The 18,078-nt window shown below is 43.0% G+C and carries 15 protein-coding genes; 13 read left to right on the top strand and 2 right to left on the bottom strand.

Annotation, left to right across the window (positions count from 1 at the left end; all coding sequences use genetic code 11):
- Positions 1 to 58: 58 nt before the first annotated feature.
- A complete protein-coding gene (locus AC0MXB_RS09385) occupies positions 59 to 1,615 on the bottom strand; it encodes an ABC-F family ATP-binding cassette domain-containing protein (RefSeq protein WP_474039407.1) in 1,557 nt (518 codons plus the stop codon).
- A gap of 284 nt (positions 1,616 to 1,899) precedes the next feature.
- Here AC0MXB_RS09385 and AC0MXB_RS09380 point away from each other — a divergent pair, with 284 nt between their 5' ends.
- The 8 genes from AC0MXB_RS09380 to AC0MXB_RS09345 all read left to right on the top strand — a co-directional run bounded on the left by AC0MXB_RS09380 (position 1,900) and on the right by AC0MXB_RS09345 (position 9,832).
- Positions 1,900 to 3,663, top strand: coding sequence for a methyl-accepting chemotaxis protein (locus AC0MXB_RS09380; protein WP_474039406.1), 1,764 nt, complete (start codon positions 1,900 to 1,902; stop codon positions 3,661 to 3,663).
- A 156-nt stretch (positions 3,664 to 3,819) separates the two neighbouring features.
- Positions 3,820 to 4,014 (top strand): spore coat associated protein CotJA, encoded by a 195-nt coding sequence (locus tag AC0MXB_RS09375; RefSeq protein ID WP_474039405.1) that lies wholly within the window; start codon positions 3,820 to 3,822, stop codon positions 4,012 to 4,014.
- 45 nt (positions 4,015 to 4,059) lie between these two features.
- Entirely contained in the window at positions 4,060 to 4,311 is a 252-nt protein-coding gene (locus AC0MXB_RS09370; RefSeq protein ID WP_474039404.1) for a spore coat protein CotJB, read from the top strand.
- A 13-nt stretch (positions 4,312 to 4,324) separates the two neighbouring features.
- Positions 4,325 to 4,921: a manganese catalase family protein gene (locus AC0MXB_RS09365; protein WP_474039403.1), complete on the top strand. Its 597-nt coding sequence runs from the start codon at positions 4,325 to 4,327 to the stop codon at positions 4,919 to 4,921.
- Between the two features lie 213 nt (positions 4,922 to 5,134).
- Entirely contained in the window at positions 5,135 to 7,822 is a 2,688-nt protein-coding gene (gene hpdB, locus AC0MXB_RS09360; RefSeq protein ID WP_474039736.1) for a 4-hydroxyphenylacetate decarboxylase large subunit, read from the top strand.
- A 24-nt stretch (positions 7,823 to 7,846) separates the two neighbouring features.
- Positions 7,847 to 8,107, top strand: coding sequence for a 4-hydroxyphenylacetate decarboxylase small subunit (gene hpdC, locus AC0MXB_RS09355; protein ID WP_474039402.1), 261 nt, complete (start codon positions 7,847 to 7,849; stop codon positions 8,105 to 8,107).
- A 9-nt stretch (positions 8,108 to 8,116) separates the two neighbouring features.
- Complete coding sequence (gene hpdA / locus AC0MXB_RS09350) at positions 8,117 to 9,055, top strand: 4-hydroxyphenylacetate decarboxylase activase (protein WP_474039401.1); 939 nt, start codon at positions 8,117 to 8,119, stop codon at positions 9,053 to 9,055.
- 105 nt (positions 9,056 to 9,160) lie between these two features.
- The gene (locus AC0MXB_RS09345; protein WP_474039400.1) at positions 9,161 to 9,832 is read left to right on the top strand and encodes a Crp/Fnr family transcriptional regulator; all 672 of its coding nucleotides are present in this window, start codon (positions 9,161 to 9,163) and stop codon (positions 9,830 to 9,832) included.
- Between the two features lie 8 nt (positions 9,833 to 9,840).
- Here the strand turns inward: AC0MXB_RS09345 and AC0MXB_RS09340 are convergent, their stop codons facing one another.
- Positions 9,841 to 11,712, bottom strand: a complete 1,872-nt coding sequence (locus AC0MXB_RS09340) for a sigma 54-interacting transcriptional regulator (RefSeq protein ID WP_474039399.1) — start codon at positions 11,710 to 11,712, stop codon at positions 9,841 to 9,843.
- Positions 11,713 to 12,129: 417 nt separating this feature from the next.
- Between AC0MXB_RS09340 and AC0MXB_RS09335 the strand changes: the two genes are divergently transcribed.
- The 5 genes from AC0MXB_RS09335 to AC0MXB_RS09315 are packed head-to-tail and all read left to right on the top strand — an operon-like array spanning position 12,130 to position 17,887.
- Complete coding sequence (locus AC0MXB_RS09335) at positions 12,130 to 13,332, top strand: CaiB/BaiF CoA transferase family protein (RefSeq protein WP_474039398.1); 1,203 nt, start codon at positions 12,130 to 12,132, stop codon at positions 13,330 to 13,332.
- A 15-nt stretch (positions 13,333 to 13,347) separates the two neighbouring features.
- A complete protein-coding gene (locus tag AC0MXB_RS09330) occupies positions 13,348 to 14,268 on the top strand; it encodes a hydroxymethylglutaryl-CoA lyase (protein WP_474039397.1) in 921 nt (306 codons plus the stop codon).
- Positions 14,265 to 16,043: an indolepyruvate ferredoxin oxidoreductase subunit alpha gene (gene iorA, locus AC0MXB_RS09325; protein ID WP_474039396.1), complete on the top strand. Its 1,779-nt coding sequence runs from the start codon at positions 14,265 to 14,267 to the stop codon at positions 16,041 to 16,043. Before AC0MXB_RS09330 ends, iorA begins: the two co-directional genes overlap by 4 nt.
- Positions 16,044 to 16,046: 3 nt before the next feature.
- Positions 16,047 to 16,622, top strand: coding sequence for an indolepyruvate oxidoreductase subunit beta (locus AC0MXB_RS09320; RefSeq protein ID WP_474039395.1), 576 nt, complete (start codon positions 16,047 to 16,049; stop codon positions 16,620 to 16,622).
- A 17-nt stretch (positions 16,623 to 16,639) separates the two neighbouring features.
- Entirely contained in the window at positions 16,640 to 17,887 is a 1,248-nt protein-coding gene (locus AC0MXB_RS09315; protein ID WP_474039394.1) for an SLC13 family permease, read from the top strand.
- Positions 17,888 to 18,078: the final 191 nt, after the last annotated feature.

Genomic DNA, 18,078 nt, shown 5'->3' with positions numbered 1-18,078 from the left:
ATAACAAGGCCGGAGACAGCATTCGCTGTTCTCCGGCTTTCGTTGTTTAAATAGCCATTTAAATCACTTTCGTCGTCCAATTTTCTACATTCCAAACATGAGTGACCCAATCTTCATAGAATTCAGGCTCATGGGAGACAAGCAGAACGGTTCCTTTAAAGTCAATTAAGGCTTTTTTTAGTTCCGCTTTTGCTTCGACATCCAGATGGTTCGTCGGTTCGTCAAGCACCAACCAGTTGATTTCTCTGAGCATAAGTTTACAGAGACGGACTTTGGCGTTTTCACCACCGCTTAAGACCATCATCTGGCTCGTAATATGCTCATTAGTAAGACCGCAGCGAGCTAAGGCAGAGCGGACTTCATAGTTTGTTAAACCAGGGAAGTCTTGCCAGATCTCCTCAATGGCTGTATTGCTGTTATTACGGCCTGATTCCTGCTCAAAGTAGCCAGTCTCTAAAAACTCGCCCTGGTCAATCTTGCCTGAGACCGGTGGAATGATGCCAAGCAGTGTTTTTAGAAGCGTACTCTTACCAAGGCCATTTACGCCGCGAATCGCCACTTTTTGCCCGCGTTCCAGAAGAATATCTACAGGTTTAGTCAACGGTTCATTGTAGCCAAGGACAAGATCTTTGGCTTCCACTATCGTCCGTGACGGTGTGCGGGCTTCCACAAAGCGGAAGGTTGGTTTCGGTTTTTCTCGGGGTTTTTCAAGAATTTCCATTCTATCAAGCTGCTTTTGGCGGCTTTTCGCCCGGCCAGTTGTGGAGATACGGGCTTTGTTGCGGGCAATGAAGTCTTCTAGCTTATCAATTTCCTGTTGCTGCCGCTCATAGGCTTTTTGCTCCTGATCCTTACGGATCGAGTGTAATTGCTGGAATTGTTCATAATCGCCTGTATAGCGGGTGAGAAGCGTGTTTTCTACATGATAGATCACATTGACGACAGAATTTAAGAACGGAATGTCATGGGACACAAGAATGAAGCTGTTTTCATAGTTCTGCAAATACCGTTTTAGCCATTCAATGTGTTCGACGTCGAGATAGTTTGTCGGTTCGTCTAGGATGAGGATACTAGGGTTTTCTAAAAGTAGTTTGGTAAGGAGAACCTTGGTACGCTGGCCGCCGCTGAGATCCTGCACTTCGCGATCGAGGCCAATGTCACGTAGGCCGAGGCCGCCTGCTACTTCTTCGATTTTCGTATCAAGGATATAAAACCCGTTTTCTTCAAGGATGCTTTGAATTTCGCCGACATCTTCCATCATTTTGTCAAGATCTTCCGGTGAAGCGTCGCCCATTTTGTCATAGAGGCTGAGCATTTCCGCTTCTAAATCATACATACCCTTGAAAGCGTCACGCAATACATCGCGGATCGTTTTTCCTTCTGTTAGTGTCGTATGCTGGTCTAAATAGCCGACTGTGACGCGGCGGGCCCATTCCACTTTACCGGCATCAGGCGTTAATTCACCAGTAATAATATTTAAAAAGGTCGATTTGCCTTCGCCGTTGGCGCCGACAAGACCGACATGTTCGCCCTTTAAGAGGCGGAAGGAGGCGTCTTCAAGAATTTTACGGGCGCCAAAGCCGTGGGTTACATTTTCAACAGTTAAAACACTCATGCATAACTCCTGTAATATAAGATTTTGTTGGATCAAAGATTTACTTATTTGCTATAACGATCATACAGGAGAAAGGCCAAGAATTCAAGGCTCTTTCGCTAGGAGAATAGCGGAAGAGTTATTTTTATGGCGAAAAAGTAATTTTTCGACTATTTTGATGGTTTCCTTGGTTTCTAAGGCGGGAGAGTAGCAGGTAAAATGTTTTTTTTCGAGAATTTATTACAAAAAGCGCAAGAACGACATAACGGTGTTAGAGCTAGGATTAAGCGGGGAGGTTTGCCGAAATGAACTTAAAACAAAAATTAATTGCGGCATTTTTGGGAACCGGTTTGACTGTTGTCTTGATTTTAAGCGGGTATTACCTTTTTGACACCATGCAAAAGGAGAAAAAAGATTTACAGGAATATCGTTCGGTACTTATGGAGCAATTCGATTATGATATAAAAAATCAGGTAGAGGTCGCCTATACGCTTGTTGATACCATTTATAAACAGCAGCAAAAAGGGCTGTTATCAGAAGCGGAGGCGAAAAAACGAGCTGCCGATATTGTTCGCGAACTTCGTTTTGCTGGTGGAAACTATTTTTGGATTGATACAGAGCAAGGCGTCAATATCGTTCTGTTAGGGCGTCCGGCAGAAGGCAAGAGTCGCTTTGATGATGTCGATAAGAAAGGTAATAAATTTATTCAAGACATCATTGCGAATGGGAAAAAAGCAGGCGGCGGCTATACGGATTACTGGTTTCCTAAACCCAATCAACAGGAAGCGCTGCAAAAACGCAGTTATAGCCTGCTATTTAAGCCCTATGGCTGGATCATTGGCACAGGAAACTGGATTGAAGATATTGATAAGCTTGTTGCTGCAAAAACTGCGGAATACAATCAGCAAATGATGCGAAATATTGTTGTGCTTGGCGGGGTCAGTGTCTTAAGTTTTGTTATTTTACTTTCCATGGCTCTGGCTATTAGTAAAAAGGTTGCCGACCCGATTATTGCCATTGAAAGAAATGTGGGTGAAATTGCTCGAGGAAATTTGAGTGTAGACGATATTGTTATGGAGCGGTCTGACGAGATTGGCGCTTTGGCAACCGCTTTTAATGCGATGAAAGCGAATTTAAATAATTTACTCAAAACCGTATCAGGGTCTTCCACTCAGGTGGCTATGGCCTCACAGCAACTTATGGAAAACTCCGATAAATCAGCCGAAGCATCCAATCAAGTAGCAGTGGCAATCACTGATGTAGTACAAGGGACGCAAGAGCAAGTAGAAGCTGTTAATCTGGTTTCTAATATTGTAGAAGGCTTTTCGACATCTATTAAACAGATTGCTTCGCAGTCCAATAATGCTTCCGATAAAGCCATAACCGCAGCAAATCGAGCTGATGCAGGACGTGATTCTATGGGGCGGGCCATTTCCCAAATGGGACAGATTGAAACAACAGTAGATCATTCCGCACAAGTAATCGGGCAGCTTGGCAATCGATCTAGTGAGATTGGCGAAATTATTGGCACCATTGTCGGCATTGCTGGTCAGACTAATTTGCTTGCTTTAAATGCGGCAATTGAAGCGGCACGAGCCGGAGAACAAGGCAAAGGCTTTGCCGTGGTAGCTGAAGAAGTTCGCAAGCTAGCTGAGCAGTCAGCAGAGGCGGCGAAAAAAATTACAGCTTTGATTGGTGAAGTGCAACACGATACTGGGAGAGCTGTTGAGGCTATGGAAAAAGGTCGTCAAGAAGTCAAACGCGGCTCTGAAGTTGTTCAAGAGGCCGAAACAGCTTTTGATGGCATTCGTCAGCTTGTTTTAGACGTATCAGGACAAATCAAAGAAATTGCCGCAGCGATTCAAACTATGGCGCAGGGAAGCCAAAAAATTGTTACATCAGTTCAAGCCATTGAATCTTTAAATAAGCAATCGGCGCAAAGGGCTCAGACCGTATCGGATGCGACAGAGGAACAATTAGCATCTATGCAGGAAATTGCCGCTTTCAGTCGTGAGTTAGCGCTCATGGCTGAGAAAATGGAAACGGTCATCAAGTCTTTCCGGGTATAACGGTTAGCTATAATGAAAATAGATCAGCGATAGACGAGAATTCTTAGCGAGTAAGAATCCGGCCTATCGCTTTTTCTTTTAAGGTGCGGAAACTTTTTTAGTCGCCTTCACATAAAATAAGGAAGAAGGCGAGTTATTGTAAAGGAGGCTTATTTTATGGAAGAACTATATCAAGATGATGAATTTCTTGCCGATTGCCAAGAAGACGCTGTGAGCCGCGAAGGTCGCTTTGTATTGGCTCATGCTTATGTTCCTTGGCAGTTTTATAAACGCGCCTATAAACCGGCGGAAGCCTTATGTAAAGGAACCTTATTTCCTGAGCTATTTGGCGTTTATCCAATTCCAAAGTAGCAATGGAGTCAAGACTGAGCGATTAAAAACGGAGGGGAGCCTGTTATGGAATGCGACCAAATGGCGTTATTGAAAAAGATCCAGGAAATACAATTTGTCGCCATTGAGCTTGCCTTATATTTAGATACTCATCCTTGCGACAAGGAAGCCCTTGACGACTATAATTGCGCCGTAGAGGTGGTAGAACGTTACCTAAATGAATATATGAATCAATTTGGATCACTCTTATGGTTAGGCCATCACGGCGTCGAAGGCAAATGGGATTGGGCCGACCAGCCCTGGCCCTGGCAAATGTAGAGGGGGAGAAACAATGTGGATTTATGAAAAGACAATGGAGCATCCCGTACGGGTCAGCCGTCCCGATGTCGCTTTTGCCAAGCTGGTGATTACCCAATACGGCGGCCCTGATGGGGAACTATCTGCCTCGCTGCGCTACTTAAATCAGCGCTATTCTATGCCGACAGGGGCAGCGAAAGCTATCCTTACGGATATTGGCACGGAAGAACTTGCCCATATGGAGATGATTGCTGGTCTTGTTTATAAACTGACCGATGGCGCTGACCCGAAGGATTTTCAAGAAGCTGGCTGGGACGGCCAATATGTACAGCATGACCATGGTCTTTTTTGGACCGACGCCAATGGCGTGCCCTGGACGGCAAAATACATTGCCTGCTTAGGCGATCCGATTACCGACTTAACGGAAGATATGGCAGCCGAGCAAAAGGCCCGTTCCACTTATGAACATTTGATTCATTCTACCTGCGATCCTTTAGTGAAAGATACGCTGCGCTTCTTGTGGGAAAGAGAAGTGGTCCACTTTCAGCGCTTTGGCGAAACACTGGATCGGGTGCAGCAATGGATGAATGAAAATAAGCATGCCTGGTGCGGCTGTGAAATGAAGAAATAGAAAATCGAGAAATTGAGTAATTTGAGAAGATGCGGAAGGCTTGTGGCGAGGAACCACAGGCCTTTTAATATTCATAAATCTCTTTGATTCTTTCTTTTCATAAATTTCAAATAGTTTTATTCTCAAAAGTGTGTACTTTACACTGCTCTTCTGTGGTATTTTATACTAAAGTAGTAGTAGATGAAATGCTAAGGGGGATGCGCTGTGAGTGAAATGGATAGCCGGATTCAGGAGATTTTAAAAAAGCGCGGCATTGCTGTAGGTAATGTGGATACTTTATTAGAATCAGATATTCCTGAACCGAAGGAAAGCACGAAAAAATTAATGGATATTTACTATAAACTCAAAGTAACGGCTGATATGGAGGCTGCTTACTGGTATAACCGCACTTGGTGGGAAAATGATGGTGAAATTCTTGAGGTAAGACGAGCCAAAGCAGTGGCGGCCTCATTAGCTCATATGACACCGACTATTCTGCCTTATGAAAAACTGGTTATGAATAAAACGAAGCATGTTCGCGGCGCCTTTCCTTTTCCTTGGGTTTGTGCTAGCTTTTTTAATGCCCAAGCAGAAGCACTCATGGAGGAAGTGGATGCACCAGCGGAGAGTGAAGCTGATTCCGTCAGCGTCGTTGGCTCTGGCGGCGGCAATGTAACGCAAAGTCAGGGAAATGTCATTTCGATTGCTAAGAAATTTGGCATGCGTAAAGAGGAAATTCCGGTTCTCGTAAAGACGGCAAAGCCTTGGAAAGGCATTTCCGTGGAAGAATTGAGTGATAAATATTCACAAATGACGCCAGGCTACAGTCAGTTTAAAGAGATTATGGACAGTGTCATCTGTATGTTTGACTCCTTTGCCATTCCCCAAGGACGAGAAGTCATGAATTATTATTTACCGCTGCAATATGGATTTGATCGCATTATGGAAATGTGCGATCAGAAAATTGCGGAACTCATGGGCGAAGCTGGCGAAGACGGCGATTTTGGCATGAGTCGGGGGTACTATTATGTAGCCATGAAAGAGATTACCAAAGGGCTGAGTACTTGGTGTGAAAACTATGCCCGACAGGCTCGGTATCTGGCATCGATTGAAACCGACGCGGCGCTTAGGCAAAACTATGAGAAAATTGATGAAGTGATGAGCAATATTGCTCATAAGAAACCGGCTTCGTTCTGGGAAGCGCTGCAATTGACTTTATGCTGTCATTTAGGCGTTGTTAACGAAGATCCGCAGTCAGGCCTGTCGATAGGACGGCTTGGTCAAGTACTTCAGCCCTTTTATGAAAAAGATATCATCGATCAAGTAATGGATCAGGAAGCAGTTATTGAACTCTTGGAGTTATACCGCATTAAGATTACTTGTATTGAATGTTTTGCTTCAGCTGGCGTATCTGGCGGTGTTTTATCAGGCAATACCTTTAATAACTTGTCGCTAGGCGGTCAGAATTATGATGGTCTCTCAGCAGTAACACCGCTGGAGTATTTGATTATTGAAGCAGGCATGCGCAATCAGACGCCGCAGCCGACGCTCAGTATTTTATATGACGAAAAGACACCGGAAGATTTCTTGATGAAAGCAGCGTCTTGTACGAAGCTGGGGCTTGGTTATCCCGCCTGGATGAACAACCAAACTGGTATGAATTTTATGCTGCGTAACTATGGACCGGAAGGAATGGATTTGCATGATGCCAGAGCCTGGTGTTTGGGCGGCTGTCTGGAATCGGCGCCAGGCTGTTTTTTACCGCTCGACTATAACGGCAAACGTACCATGATTCCTGGCGGCGCTTCACCGACTTGCGGTACAGGCGTTCACTTTATTGCGATGCCGAAGGTGCTAGAACTTGTTTTGACAAATGGTTTTGACCGTAGAACTGGCAAGCAAGTCTATCCGCCTCATAAGCAGTCGATTGATTCCTATGATGCAATGCTTGATCAATGGAAAGCGTATATGGAACTGACCACAGAGGTAGTCAATCGTTGTAATAACTTACAGATGGATATTTGGCGTAAATATAATATGCCGGTAGTGAATTCGCTTTTAAAACCGGACTGCTTTACGAAAGGAAGACATATTGGCACAATGGGAGCTCGCTATAATGCTTCGATTAATTTCGAATCCTGCGGGACGATCACCTTCATTAATTCCTTAGCCTCGCTGAAAGAGAATGTGTTTGATAAGCATCGTTTTACCTTAGCGGCAATGACTGAAGCGATGCTGCATAACTTTGGCTTTAAAACAGCTTATGATACAGGCGTATATTCACCGGATTACCGCGAGAATACGGCAGAGAGCGCTCAATTTGAACAGATTTTTGCGGCTTGTCTCAACGCTCCCAAGTATGGCAATGCCAATTCTTATGCTGACGAAATTTTTAAAGCCTATCATGACTATATGCATGCAATGACGCAGCGTTATCGCTCCTACTATGGCAAGCCTTTATATCTTTGCCAGATTTCTGTTTCGACACATGGGCCGCAGGGCTTTGTGACGTTAGCGACAGCAGATGGACGGCTAGCGGGGACGACCTATTCCGATGGTTCCGTGTCAGCGGCTGCCGGTACGGATCAAAATGGAATCTATGCAATCTTTGAATCCGCTACGGTTTATGACCATTCGCTTCATCAAAATTCGCAAATGAATTTAAAACTGCATCCTTCGGCGGTGCGTGGCGTAAGCGGCACGAGAAAATTGCTTGATGTCGTTCGCTCCTATATGCGAAAAGGCGGTTTTCATGTACAGTTTAATGTCGTAGATAGTGCGACCTTGCGTGATGCCCAAAAGGCGCCGGAGAAATATCGCGATCTCATGGTGAGGGTTGCCGGATTTACGCAATACTGGTGTGAAATTGGCAAACCAATTCAAGATGAAGTCATCTATCGGACGGAATATGACGAAGCATAATAATCTGTAGCGGAGGCGAATACTATGACTCATTATGACTGTAAGAATTATATTAACTTAGATTGTGAAAAGGGCATGTGCGCTATTAGTAAACAGTTTGTAGTAATTGACGGCGAAGGCAGCGAAGCTTGTCCTGACTTTAAGCCAGCGGAAAAATGCGGTAACTGCAAACATTTTAGTAATCCTGACGATTATGGCGTCGGGACCTGTACGGGCTTAGAAAAAGAACACTGGGCTTATGCAACTTGCGGCGCTTTTTCCTGCAGCGGCTATGCTGGTCGTTGAGGTTAGTTGATGGAAAAGAAAGGCTATTTATTTGATATACAAAGTTTTTCGGTTCATGATGGGCCAGGCTGCCGAACGAATGTGTTTTTTTCTGGCTGTCCGCTACAGTGTCGGTGGTGCGCCAATCCAGAAAGCTGGATTGTGAGACCTCATCTGTTGTTTGCCGAAGCGGTTTGTAAAGGGGATAAAGGCTGTCAGGCTTGCGCTGGCACTTGTCCGAACGAAGCGCTTACAGTGCAAGCAACAGGAATGCCTCGGCTTGACTGGGAGATTTGCCAGAACTGCACGACTTTTTCCTGCATAGAACTCTGTCCCAATAAGGCCTTAAAGCAGTGTGTTAAAACTTATACTGTGGCGGAATTGTTGCAGTTACTGCGCCGTGATTTTAACCATTGGGGACCAACAGGCGGTGTGACTTTTTCTGGCGGTGAGCCCTTGTTGCAAGCCGATTTTTTACTAGCGATCCTGGCAGGCTGTCGGCAGCATCAGATTCATACGGCGATCGAAACAAGCGCCTATGCGAAACAGTCGGTTTTTTTAGCAATATTAGAAAAAATTGATTTTGCTTTTATTGATGTAAAGCATATGGAGGAAGCGGCTCATCGCCAGGGAACTGGGGTTTCGAATCAGTTGATTTTAGACAATATTGCAGCTTTAAAGCCGTCAGGGTGGCAGGGGCGCCTCGTATTGCGCCAGCCAACGATTGCCGGATATAATGACAGTGTAGAAAATGCCCTTCACGTAATTGATTTTATGAAACAACATGATCTGTATGAAATTAACTTGCTGAAATTTCATCGCTTTGGCGCTACGAAGTGGCAGCAGTTAGGCAAGAATTACGAGTTTATGAATCATGGCGATGTAACCGAGGAAACTTTATACAACTTGCAAAATCTGTATCTCAATCACGATATAGCCTGCTATATTGGTGATGATACGCCTTTTTGAAGAGTGTTTATAAAGAAAAACGATGAGGAATTGCTGCTTGCGATTCCTCATCGTTTTTTATTATGATTAAGATAGAGAAACGAACGAGCGAGTGGGGGATACTCTGTGGAGTTAGTTAATACTTGTATTTATGAACATATTAAAGCGTATTTGCCGGTAATTGCTATTGTCCAATATAAAAAGGGACAATATATTCTTCGCTCTGAGGAAGATTTTAGAGAGATTTACTTTATTCTTGAGGGAACGGTTCGCGTGGAGTGTATTACGGAGTATGGCAAGAGTTTTCTTGTTGACGAGCTTTCGGAAAATGAGTTTGTCGGCAAGATCAGTTATATCTATGAACAGAATTTTTCCTGCGATATGAAAGCCGTCAGTTCGGTACGACTCTTAAGGCTTGACCAAGCAACCTTTGATAAGCTAAAAATGAATCCAGCATTTCTTAAGCTTTTTTTATATAAAACAAGTCATCGGATTTATATTATGTACAAAAAATTGATGATGAAGAATCTCTTTAGTTCGGAAGAATTATTTGCTTTCTATCTATTACAGAATGCCGAGACTGACCGCTTTCAATTTAAAAGCGTAATGGAGCTTTGTAATTTTTTCCCCATTAGTCGTAAAGGTTTATATAACGTGATGAATCGTTTGATTGCAAAAAAAATCATCAAGAAAGAGAAAAACTGTATTCGCATTCTTGATGAGGCTTATATTGAGAAGCTAGCTGTCCATGTTAAGGCCTTTAATCAGGAAAGTGAAAGTACGATTCGCCTTGAATGAGTAAATTTTCAAGATTTCTTTGTTTTATTGAACAGAGTTTGACGACTTACGCCTAATACTTTAGCCACTTGTGTTTTAGAGAGTCCTTTATCAAGGAGATTTTGAATAATTACGCTATCGATTACACTATTTAGTTCTTTGAGGTTTATTTGCAGTTGATCATCAATGAGATCTCGTTTTTGTAAAGCTTCTTTTTGTTTTGTTTCCGCAAATAAATATTTATATTGATCCCTGTCCTGCCAAATTAAATATTTCTCTACTGCTCCGGTTAATTCGCGGATATTGCCCCACCAATTATGGTTCAGAAGTATTTCTTCCAGCCCGCTTGCGAGCTGGATTTTTTCTAAGGGCTCGTTACGCCGCTTGGCTATAAAATGCTTAAATAAAAATAAAATATCTTCTTTGCGTTCATTGAGGCTGGGGAGATTTAAGGTAAAGGCATTGAGGCGGAAAAAAAGATCTTGGCGAAAATTTCCATGGTGGACTTCGGATGTCAAATTGCTGTTGCTTGCCGAAACAATACGGATATCTAAAGGAATTATATAATCAGATCCTAGTCGCATGACTTCTTTCGTATCCAGAACGCGCAGCAATTTTGACTGCAAATGTAACGACATACTGTTAATTTCATCAAGAAAGATCGTGCCTTGATGAGCTAGTTCAAATAGTCCTGCCTTGCCTTCTTTGCGAGCGCCCGTAAAGGCGCCGCTTACATAACCGAATAATTCGCTTTCCAGAATGTTTTCCGGCAGGGCGGCGCAGTTCACAGCAATAAAGGGGCCGTTACGGCGCGGACTTTCGTTATGAATACTCTGAGCAAATAGTTCTTTGCCTGTTCCGCTTTGGCCTTGAATTAAAACAGGAAAGTCATGACAGGCGATCGTTCTCGCTGTTGCAATTAGTTCCTTCATAGCTTTGTTTTGCGTAAGAATATCAGAAAATATATAGGCAGCTGTTAACCCTTTTTGGGTCAGCTTCATTCGGACTGTTTTCTCTAACGCTTGGATTTTGCTGACATCCTGAATTACGATGATATATTCTTTGGTTTTATTGGCGGGAAAAGAAGACAGACGGACAATTAAAGTATATTTGCCTCGTTCGATTACATGCTCTCTAGTTGGAAAGGTCATAGTCTGCAGGTTGAAATCAGGAAATAATTGCGTTAATGCAGGAATTTCTATCAACGAAAAGCCTAAATAATCGGCTGCTTTTTGGTTTGCATGGGCGATTTTTTTCTCGCTATTAATAAATAAGATGCCGTCTTCAATATTCGATAAAATGGCTTCTAGTACGGAAAGACGATAATTGTCGCGAAGATTTAGTTCAATCAAGTCTCGGGCATATTGGTAAATCGATAAAATGGTAGACGAGCTTGGCATAATGGACACGGTGGGAACAGAGCCATCAGTTAAGCGAGCTAGCAAGGCACTGCCAACGATAATGCCTGTGGGGTCAGCGGGGATTTTTTGTAAGAGAAGCGCTAGATCTTCTTTTCCTTGATAACGCAGAAGATGAATCTCTTTGTCGATTACTTCTTGACAGCAATCCTGGTCAAAGAGAATGCGCTCATTTAACAGGAGATAAATAGAGCGGTGGTGGTTTTGAATTTTACTCAGTGTGTAGATGATATCATTCGTGGAAATCGACAAATTGATAATGGGGATGGAATCAATTGCTCGGCATAAATCAAAATACGTTCCGCCACTCGTAATAATTACTTGAACGCCGCTGTCAACTAAGGCTTTGCCTTGGCTGATAATATCTTCAAAGCGTAATGCTTCGATAAGAATTTCATCTTCTTGGCCCGGCAAATTTGCCAGGGATTTTTTTACGAGTTGCGTAACTGTGTCGCTGGCTGTTAAAAAAGCGATTTTTCGCATTAAGCTTCCTTTCTATTCCAAAAGTATTTGTCATAATTATTTATAAATGTAGCTTGAATTTGTGGGAAAGTAAAGCAGTTGCTAAAGAAAAAAATCAAATATTGTCACGGCATTTAATCGTGTATCAGAGCAATCCCCTCAACTTCTGACTATCAGAATGAAGTGAGGGGATTAATTTATGTAAAAATGCGTAAAGAAATTTTTACGAATGGAGTTGACTGCTTTTTAGGATGGGTGGCGAAAGTGTGCGTAAAATCTGATTTTTTTGTGATTGCTGGAATTTGGCATAGTTATTGCAAAAATATAAATTCGTTAGAGCGATGAGGTATTCCCTAGCATCACTTAGTATGCAGATGTTTGAGGAATGCCCAACACATACGCTGGTATGTGAATTAAAAAGAAAAGGATGTTTGATTAATGAGCAATGGCGTATTAGCAGGAATTCGAGTCTTGGATTTTACTCAGTTTTTATCAGGACCTTATTGCGGCATGTTTTTAGCTGATATGGGCGCTGATGTAATTAAAGTAGAAAATCTAGTGACAAAAGGTGAGTTTGTCAGAAATGCCCGACCAAAAGAGCAGAAAACCGGGCGCAGTATGTATTTTCAGAACTTAAACCGGAATAAGCGCGGTGTCAGTCTCAATCTAAAAACCGAAGAAGGAAAGAAGATTTTTGCGGAACTGATTAAGGGTGCTGATGTGTTGATTGAAAATATGAAACCAGGCGTTATTGGTAAACTCGGTTTTAGCTATGAAGCCTGTAAAGCTTTAAATCCAAAAATTATTGTTGCGTCTATTTCTGGTTTCGGTCAGTACGGGCCTTATTCGAATCGTCCCGGTTATGATTTAATTGCGCAAGCTATGGGCGGATCTATGAGCATTACAGGCTGGCCGGGAGAAGAACCAACACGGGCTGGTATGGCTATCGGCGATATGATGGCTGGCATGAATGCGGCGATTGGAATTTTGGGTTCGATTATCAAACGTCAGAAAACGGGAATGGGTCAGCATATTGATGTGGCCTTAGTGGATAGTATTGTTTCCGGCTTGGAAGCCAAAGCCATGCAGTATGTCTATGAAGGTAAAGCGCCTGAAAAGACAGGCAATAAATATATTTCTTCGGCGCCCTATGATTCATTCCGGGCGAAAGACGCTGATTTTGTGATTGCCAGTGGTACGGATAAGCATTTCGTTGCTTTGTCAGAAGCGATGGGACTATCGGAACTAGCGAATGATCCCTTATATATTGATACAGAAGCCAGAAAGAAAAATGCCGACTCGCTAAAAGCAATTATTAACAAATGGGCCAGTGATAAAACGGCGAATGAGTGTGTGGATATTATTCTTGGCGTAGATGTTCCGGCAGGTCCGATCTATGATATCAAAGATGTTTACGAAGACAAAAATATTAGCGAAGTGCGGCAGATGTTCGTCAAGGTAAATCACGCGGCGGCAGGCGAACTGACTGTACTGGGCAACCCGATTAAGATGAGCGAATATCCTTGCGAATATAAACAGGCGGCGCCTGATTTGGGCGAACATAATACCGAGATTTTGCTTGAAGCTGGTTTTAGTCAAGAACAAATTGCTGCTTTTAAAAAGGATGGAGTCATTAATTAATTGGGAGATGAATTTATGAGCCGGAAGATCAGGATTGTGGAAGCTTGTCCGCGCGACGGTTGGCAAAATCATAAAACAATGATTCCGCTAGCAACAAAAATTGAATATGTGAAAAAAATGATTGATTATGGCGCCCGGAGTTTTGATGTCACTTCTTTCGTGAATGCAAAGCGAGTGCCGCAAATGGCCGGGGCGGCTGAACTATTACAAAGTCTGCAGTCATATGGCGCTGAGAATAATTTAGAGCTTGAATTGATGGCGCTTGTTTTGAATAAACGCGGCGTAGAAGATGCGATTGCAGCTGGGGCCAAAACGATTCAGTTCGTATTGTCAGCTAGCGAAGAACACAATATGAGAAATTCACGCTGTTCTATTGCAGAATCGTTAGCAGCGTTTAAAGAAATGGCAAGTGAAGTACAAGACGTAAAAATTACCCTGGCGCTAGCTTGTGCCTTGGGATCTTCTTTTGGGGATGAGGTGCCTGTAGAGCGGCTTATCAATTTATGCCAAACTGCTTTTTCACTTGGTGTTAAAAATATTGGATTAGCTGATACGGCCGGAATTAGCAGCCCCGCTCATACACGCGCTGTGCTGCAGCAGTTGAAGCAGAAATTTACAACTTTAGAAGCTTTTTCAATGCATTTGCATGATTCGCGCGGTATGGGACTTATCAATGCCTTCGTTGCTGTTGAAGCCGGAATTACTTCCCTAGATGCTTCCTTAGGCGGCATGGGCGGCTGTCCTTTTGTGCCGCGAGCTAAAGGAAATATTGCCACAGAGGATCTGGTCAACATGCTGCATTCGCTTGGCTATGAAACAGGCTATGACCTAGATAAGGTGATTGCTACTGCCCTGGAAATGGGAGAAGCAATTGACGCGGAAATCAATACGTGCCTTACCAAAGTAGGCGTATGTAAAGGAGAGGAAACAAGATGAAAGAATTGCTAACAGGAGATGAGGCCGTAGCTAGAGGCGCCTATGAAGCAGGGGTGGTTTTTGCTTCTGCTTATCCCGGTACTCCCAGTACGGAAATTCTCGAAAATGTAAGTTTGTATCAGGAGATTTACTCAGAGTGGGCGCCTAATGAGAAAGTCGCTATGGAAGCGGGGATTGGAGCTGCCATTGCCGGGGTTCGCTCACTAGTCGCTATGAAGCATGTCGGTGTTAATGTAGCATCAGATCCGTTATTTACTTATAGTTATCTTGGGGTGAACGGCGGCTTTGTTTTTATATCAGCTGATGATCCGGGCATGCATTCTTCCCAGAACGAGCAGGATAACCGCAATTATGCCAAATTCGCCAAAATTGCTATGTTTGAGCCGTCCGACTCCCAGGAATCGAAAGATATGATAAAAGAAGCGTATCGCGTTAGTGAGGAATATGGCGTAGCTGTTATGTTTCGCATGACAACTCGTGTCTGCCATTCTAAAAGTTTAGTGGAATTAGGGGAAAGGACGGAAGTGCCTGTAGTTCCTTATGTGAAGAATCGCGAAAAAATGGATCCTGTTCCGGCTATTTCCAAGAAATTGCGTATTGGTATGGTCGATCGCGATAAACGACTGAAAGAGTATACCGAAACAACACCGCTTAATTTTGAAGAATGGAATACGGACGAAATTGGCGTGGTAGCAGCTGGCGTTGCCTATAATTATGCGAAGGAAGTGTTTGGCAATAAAGCTTCTTATTTGAAACTAGGCTTTACTTGCCCGCTGCCCCTGGAAAAAATCCGTAGTTTCCGTCAAAAAGTGAAGAAATTATATATCATTGAAGAGCTTGATCCTTTTATGGAAGAGCAGATTAAAGCAGCTGGTATTGACTGTATTGGCAAAGAAGTGATTCCGGATATTGATGAACTCAATCCAGATATTATTGCTAAGGCTGTGTTTAATCAGACCGTAGAAGCTCTGGAGGTACCAGGAAATTTAACGACAGATCGTCCGCCGGCTCTTTGCGCTGGCTGTCCTCATCGCGGCTTTTTTTATGAGTTGAAGCAGCGAAAAGATACTGTTATGGTCGGTGATATTGGCTGTTATGCGCTTGGCGGCTCTGAACCGCTCAATGCGAAAGATATGGCTTTGTGTATGGGCAGTGCCTTTTCCGTTGCGCACGGAATGCAGAAAGCCTTTGAGAAAAGCGGTCAGAAGAAGAAGATTGTCAGTGTCATGGGCGATTCGACTTTTTTCCATACAGGCATTAATGCGCTGACCGAAGTGGCCTATAATAAGTCTTCGGTGATCTGTGCGATTTTAGATAACCGAATTACTGGTATGACTGGTCATCAGGAGAATCCTGGTACTGGCTATACTCTTTCAGGTGAGGTAACCGAAGTTCTTAACATTGAAGCTGTCGTCCGTTCGCTAGGGATTAAGCAGGTTAGAACAGTAAATCCCTTAGAGTTAGCTGATATGAAAGCGGCTTTTGACTGGGCTTACAGTATAGAGACAGAACCAACTGTTATTATTACGAAATGGCCTTGTATTTTGAAAAAATTCTCGAAAGAAGATAAAGCAGAGTTTGATCTTGATAGGACGCCTTGCATGGTAAATGCAGAGAAGTGTATTGGCTGCAAAAAATGTTTATCCACAGGCTGTCCGGCGCTGCGGTTCAATGGGGCCGCGAAGAAAGTTGCCATTAGTGAGGCCGATTGTACAGGCTGCCGGATTTGCAGCCAGGTTTGTCCGGTAAAAGCTATTGAAAGGAAGGGGAAATAATCCATGTCTGACGTAAAGAATGTATTGTTTGTCGGCGTTGGCGGACAAGGCGCAATTCTAGCTAGTAAAATTCTTACTATGGGATTAATCGAAAATGGTTACGATGTGAAAATGTCAGAAGTTCATGGCATGAGTCAGCGTGGCGGCAGTGTTAGCACGCAAGTACGTTTCGGCAAAAAAGTATATTCGCCGATTATTGGCCAGGGCAGTGCTGACGTACTCGTTGCTTTTGAAGAAATGGAAGCCGCACGATATGCCAAGTTTTTGAAAAAAGATGGCAAGATTGTTGTAAATACCTATCAGATTCCTTCTATGCCAGTTCTGGCAGGAAAAACTATGTATCCAGACGGAATTATTGCAGCTCTGAGCGGTAAGGCGTCTACTTTGGCAATTAATGCTGCCAAGTTGGCAATTGAAGCAGGCAATCCGAAGAGCGCTAATGTGGTGCTGCTAGGCGCCTTGGTTAAAGCTTTGAAGATGGAAGATATTGATTGGCGGGCGATTATTACTAAAGCAGTAAAACCGCAGTTTGTTGCAGTAAATGTCAAAGCTTTTGAAATTGGCTTAGCCAGTTTGTAAAGTGAAAGGAGTAAGTTATGGATTTTGCTGTTATTTCGCTAGTTTTTCTCGTGCTAACGATTTTAATCGGTCTAAAAACCAGGCAAAATGTAGGGCTTATTGCGCTGATGGCGGCATATATTTTATGCCGTCTCAGCGGGACTCCTGAAGTAGATATGATCAAAGGTTTTAATACAGGTTTGTTTTTGATGCTCCTTGGTGTAATGATTTTATTCGGTGTGGCTCAAGTGAATGGAACAATGGAGCTGATCGCTAAAAAAATCATTGCTTTAACTGGATCTAAAACACACTTGATTCCTTTTGTCATTTATTTTGTGAGTATTCTGATTTCATCTGTGGGCCCGGGTGCTTTAGCTGGTTTGATTCTAATGAGTGTCTTTTCTATGTCGCTGGCCAAAGAAATGAAGGTCTCGCCGCTGTTGTTAGGAGCGATGGGCTTTTTCGGTACGAATGTAGGCGGCGTTTGTCCTGTTGCTGTAAATGGGATTATTCTTGATACTCTAGCCCGTGAAGCTGGACAGGGGGCATTAAGCGCCTCAGTGATGATTAGTGAATTTGTTTCTGTTACGATTTTAGTTACTTTGCTCTATTTTTATTATGGCGGTCATAAAATTAATGTCGCTTCACCTTTTAAACTTAAAGAACTGCCTGCTTTTAATAAAAAGCAAAGTGTCACTCTCTTGGGAATTCTCTTAATGGTTTTCTTTGTGTTTGCCTTTAAAGCCAATGTCGGATTAATTTCCTTTGTGATTGCCACCTTATTGCTGTTAATTCATACTGCTGATTCGAAGGAAGTTCTAGGGACTGTTGGTTGGAACACGATTATATTGATTACTGGCTTTGGTGTATTGATGAAGATTATCATTAGTCTTGGCGGCATTGCTCTGTTAGCTAAAGGTCTAAGCGCTTTTATGAATTCCTTTACTGCGCCAGCCTTTGTATCACTGACTAGCAGTCTATTATCACTATTTTGCAGTGTATCTGGTGTTGTACTGCCTACTGTAGCGACTATGATTCCTGACATTATCAAAGCATTAGGGACTGGATCTTATCCCGAAATGATGGCAGCCATGTCGGTTGGCGCCCATATTTCAGGTATTTCGCCGTTTACAGGTGGGGCGATTCTTCTATCCGCCTATGAAACTATTTTGCATGAAAGCGCCCAGGCTAGAGAAGAGTTTTACCAAGGCTTAATGAAGATTGCTGGTGCCGCGATGCTTTTGGCTGCTGTAGTCGCGCTTACTGGTATCTTTAGAGTTATGTAAGGATTTATAAAAATATTGTTTGTTTCGGTTTTGCTAAGACGAAAGGCTCCCCATCATGTTATTACATGGGGGGCCTTTTACTTTTTGTATAGGGGAATTTTCGTGATGTAAGTACGATTTGCCTTGAATGAGCTATCTTTTATTTGAATTTTATGAAATGCCATAGGAGATAGCAGATAAAATGCTATAAT

This window comes from Pelorhabdus sp. sgz311001 (assembly GCF_055901755.1).
This window is presented reverse-complemented; position numbering and strand designations above follow the sequence as displayed.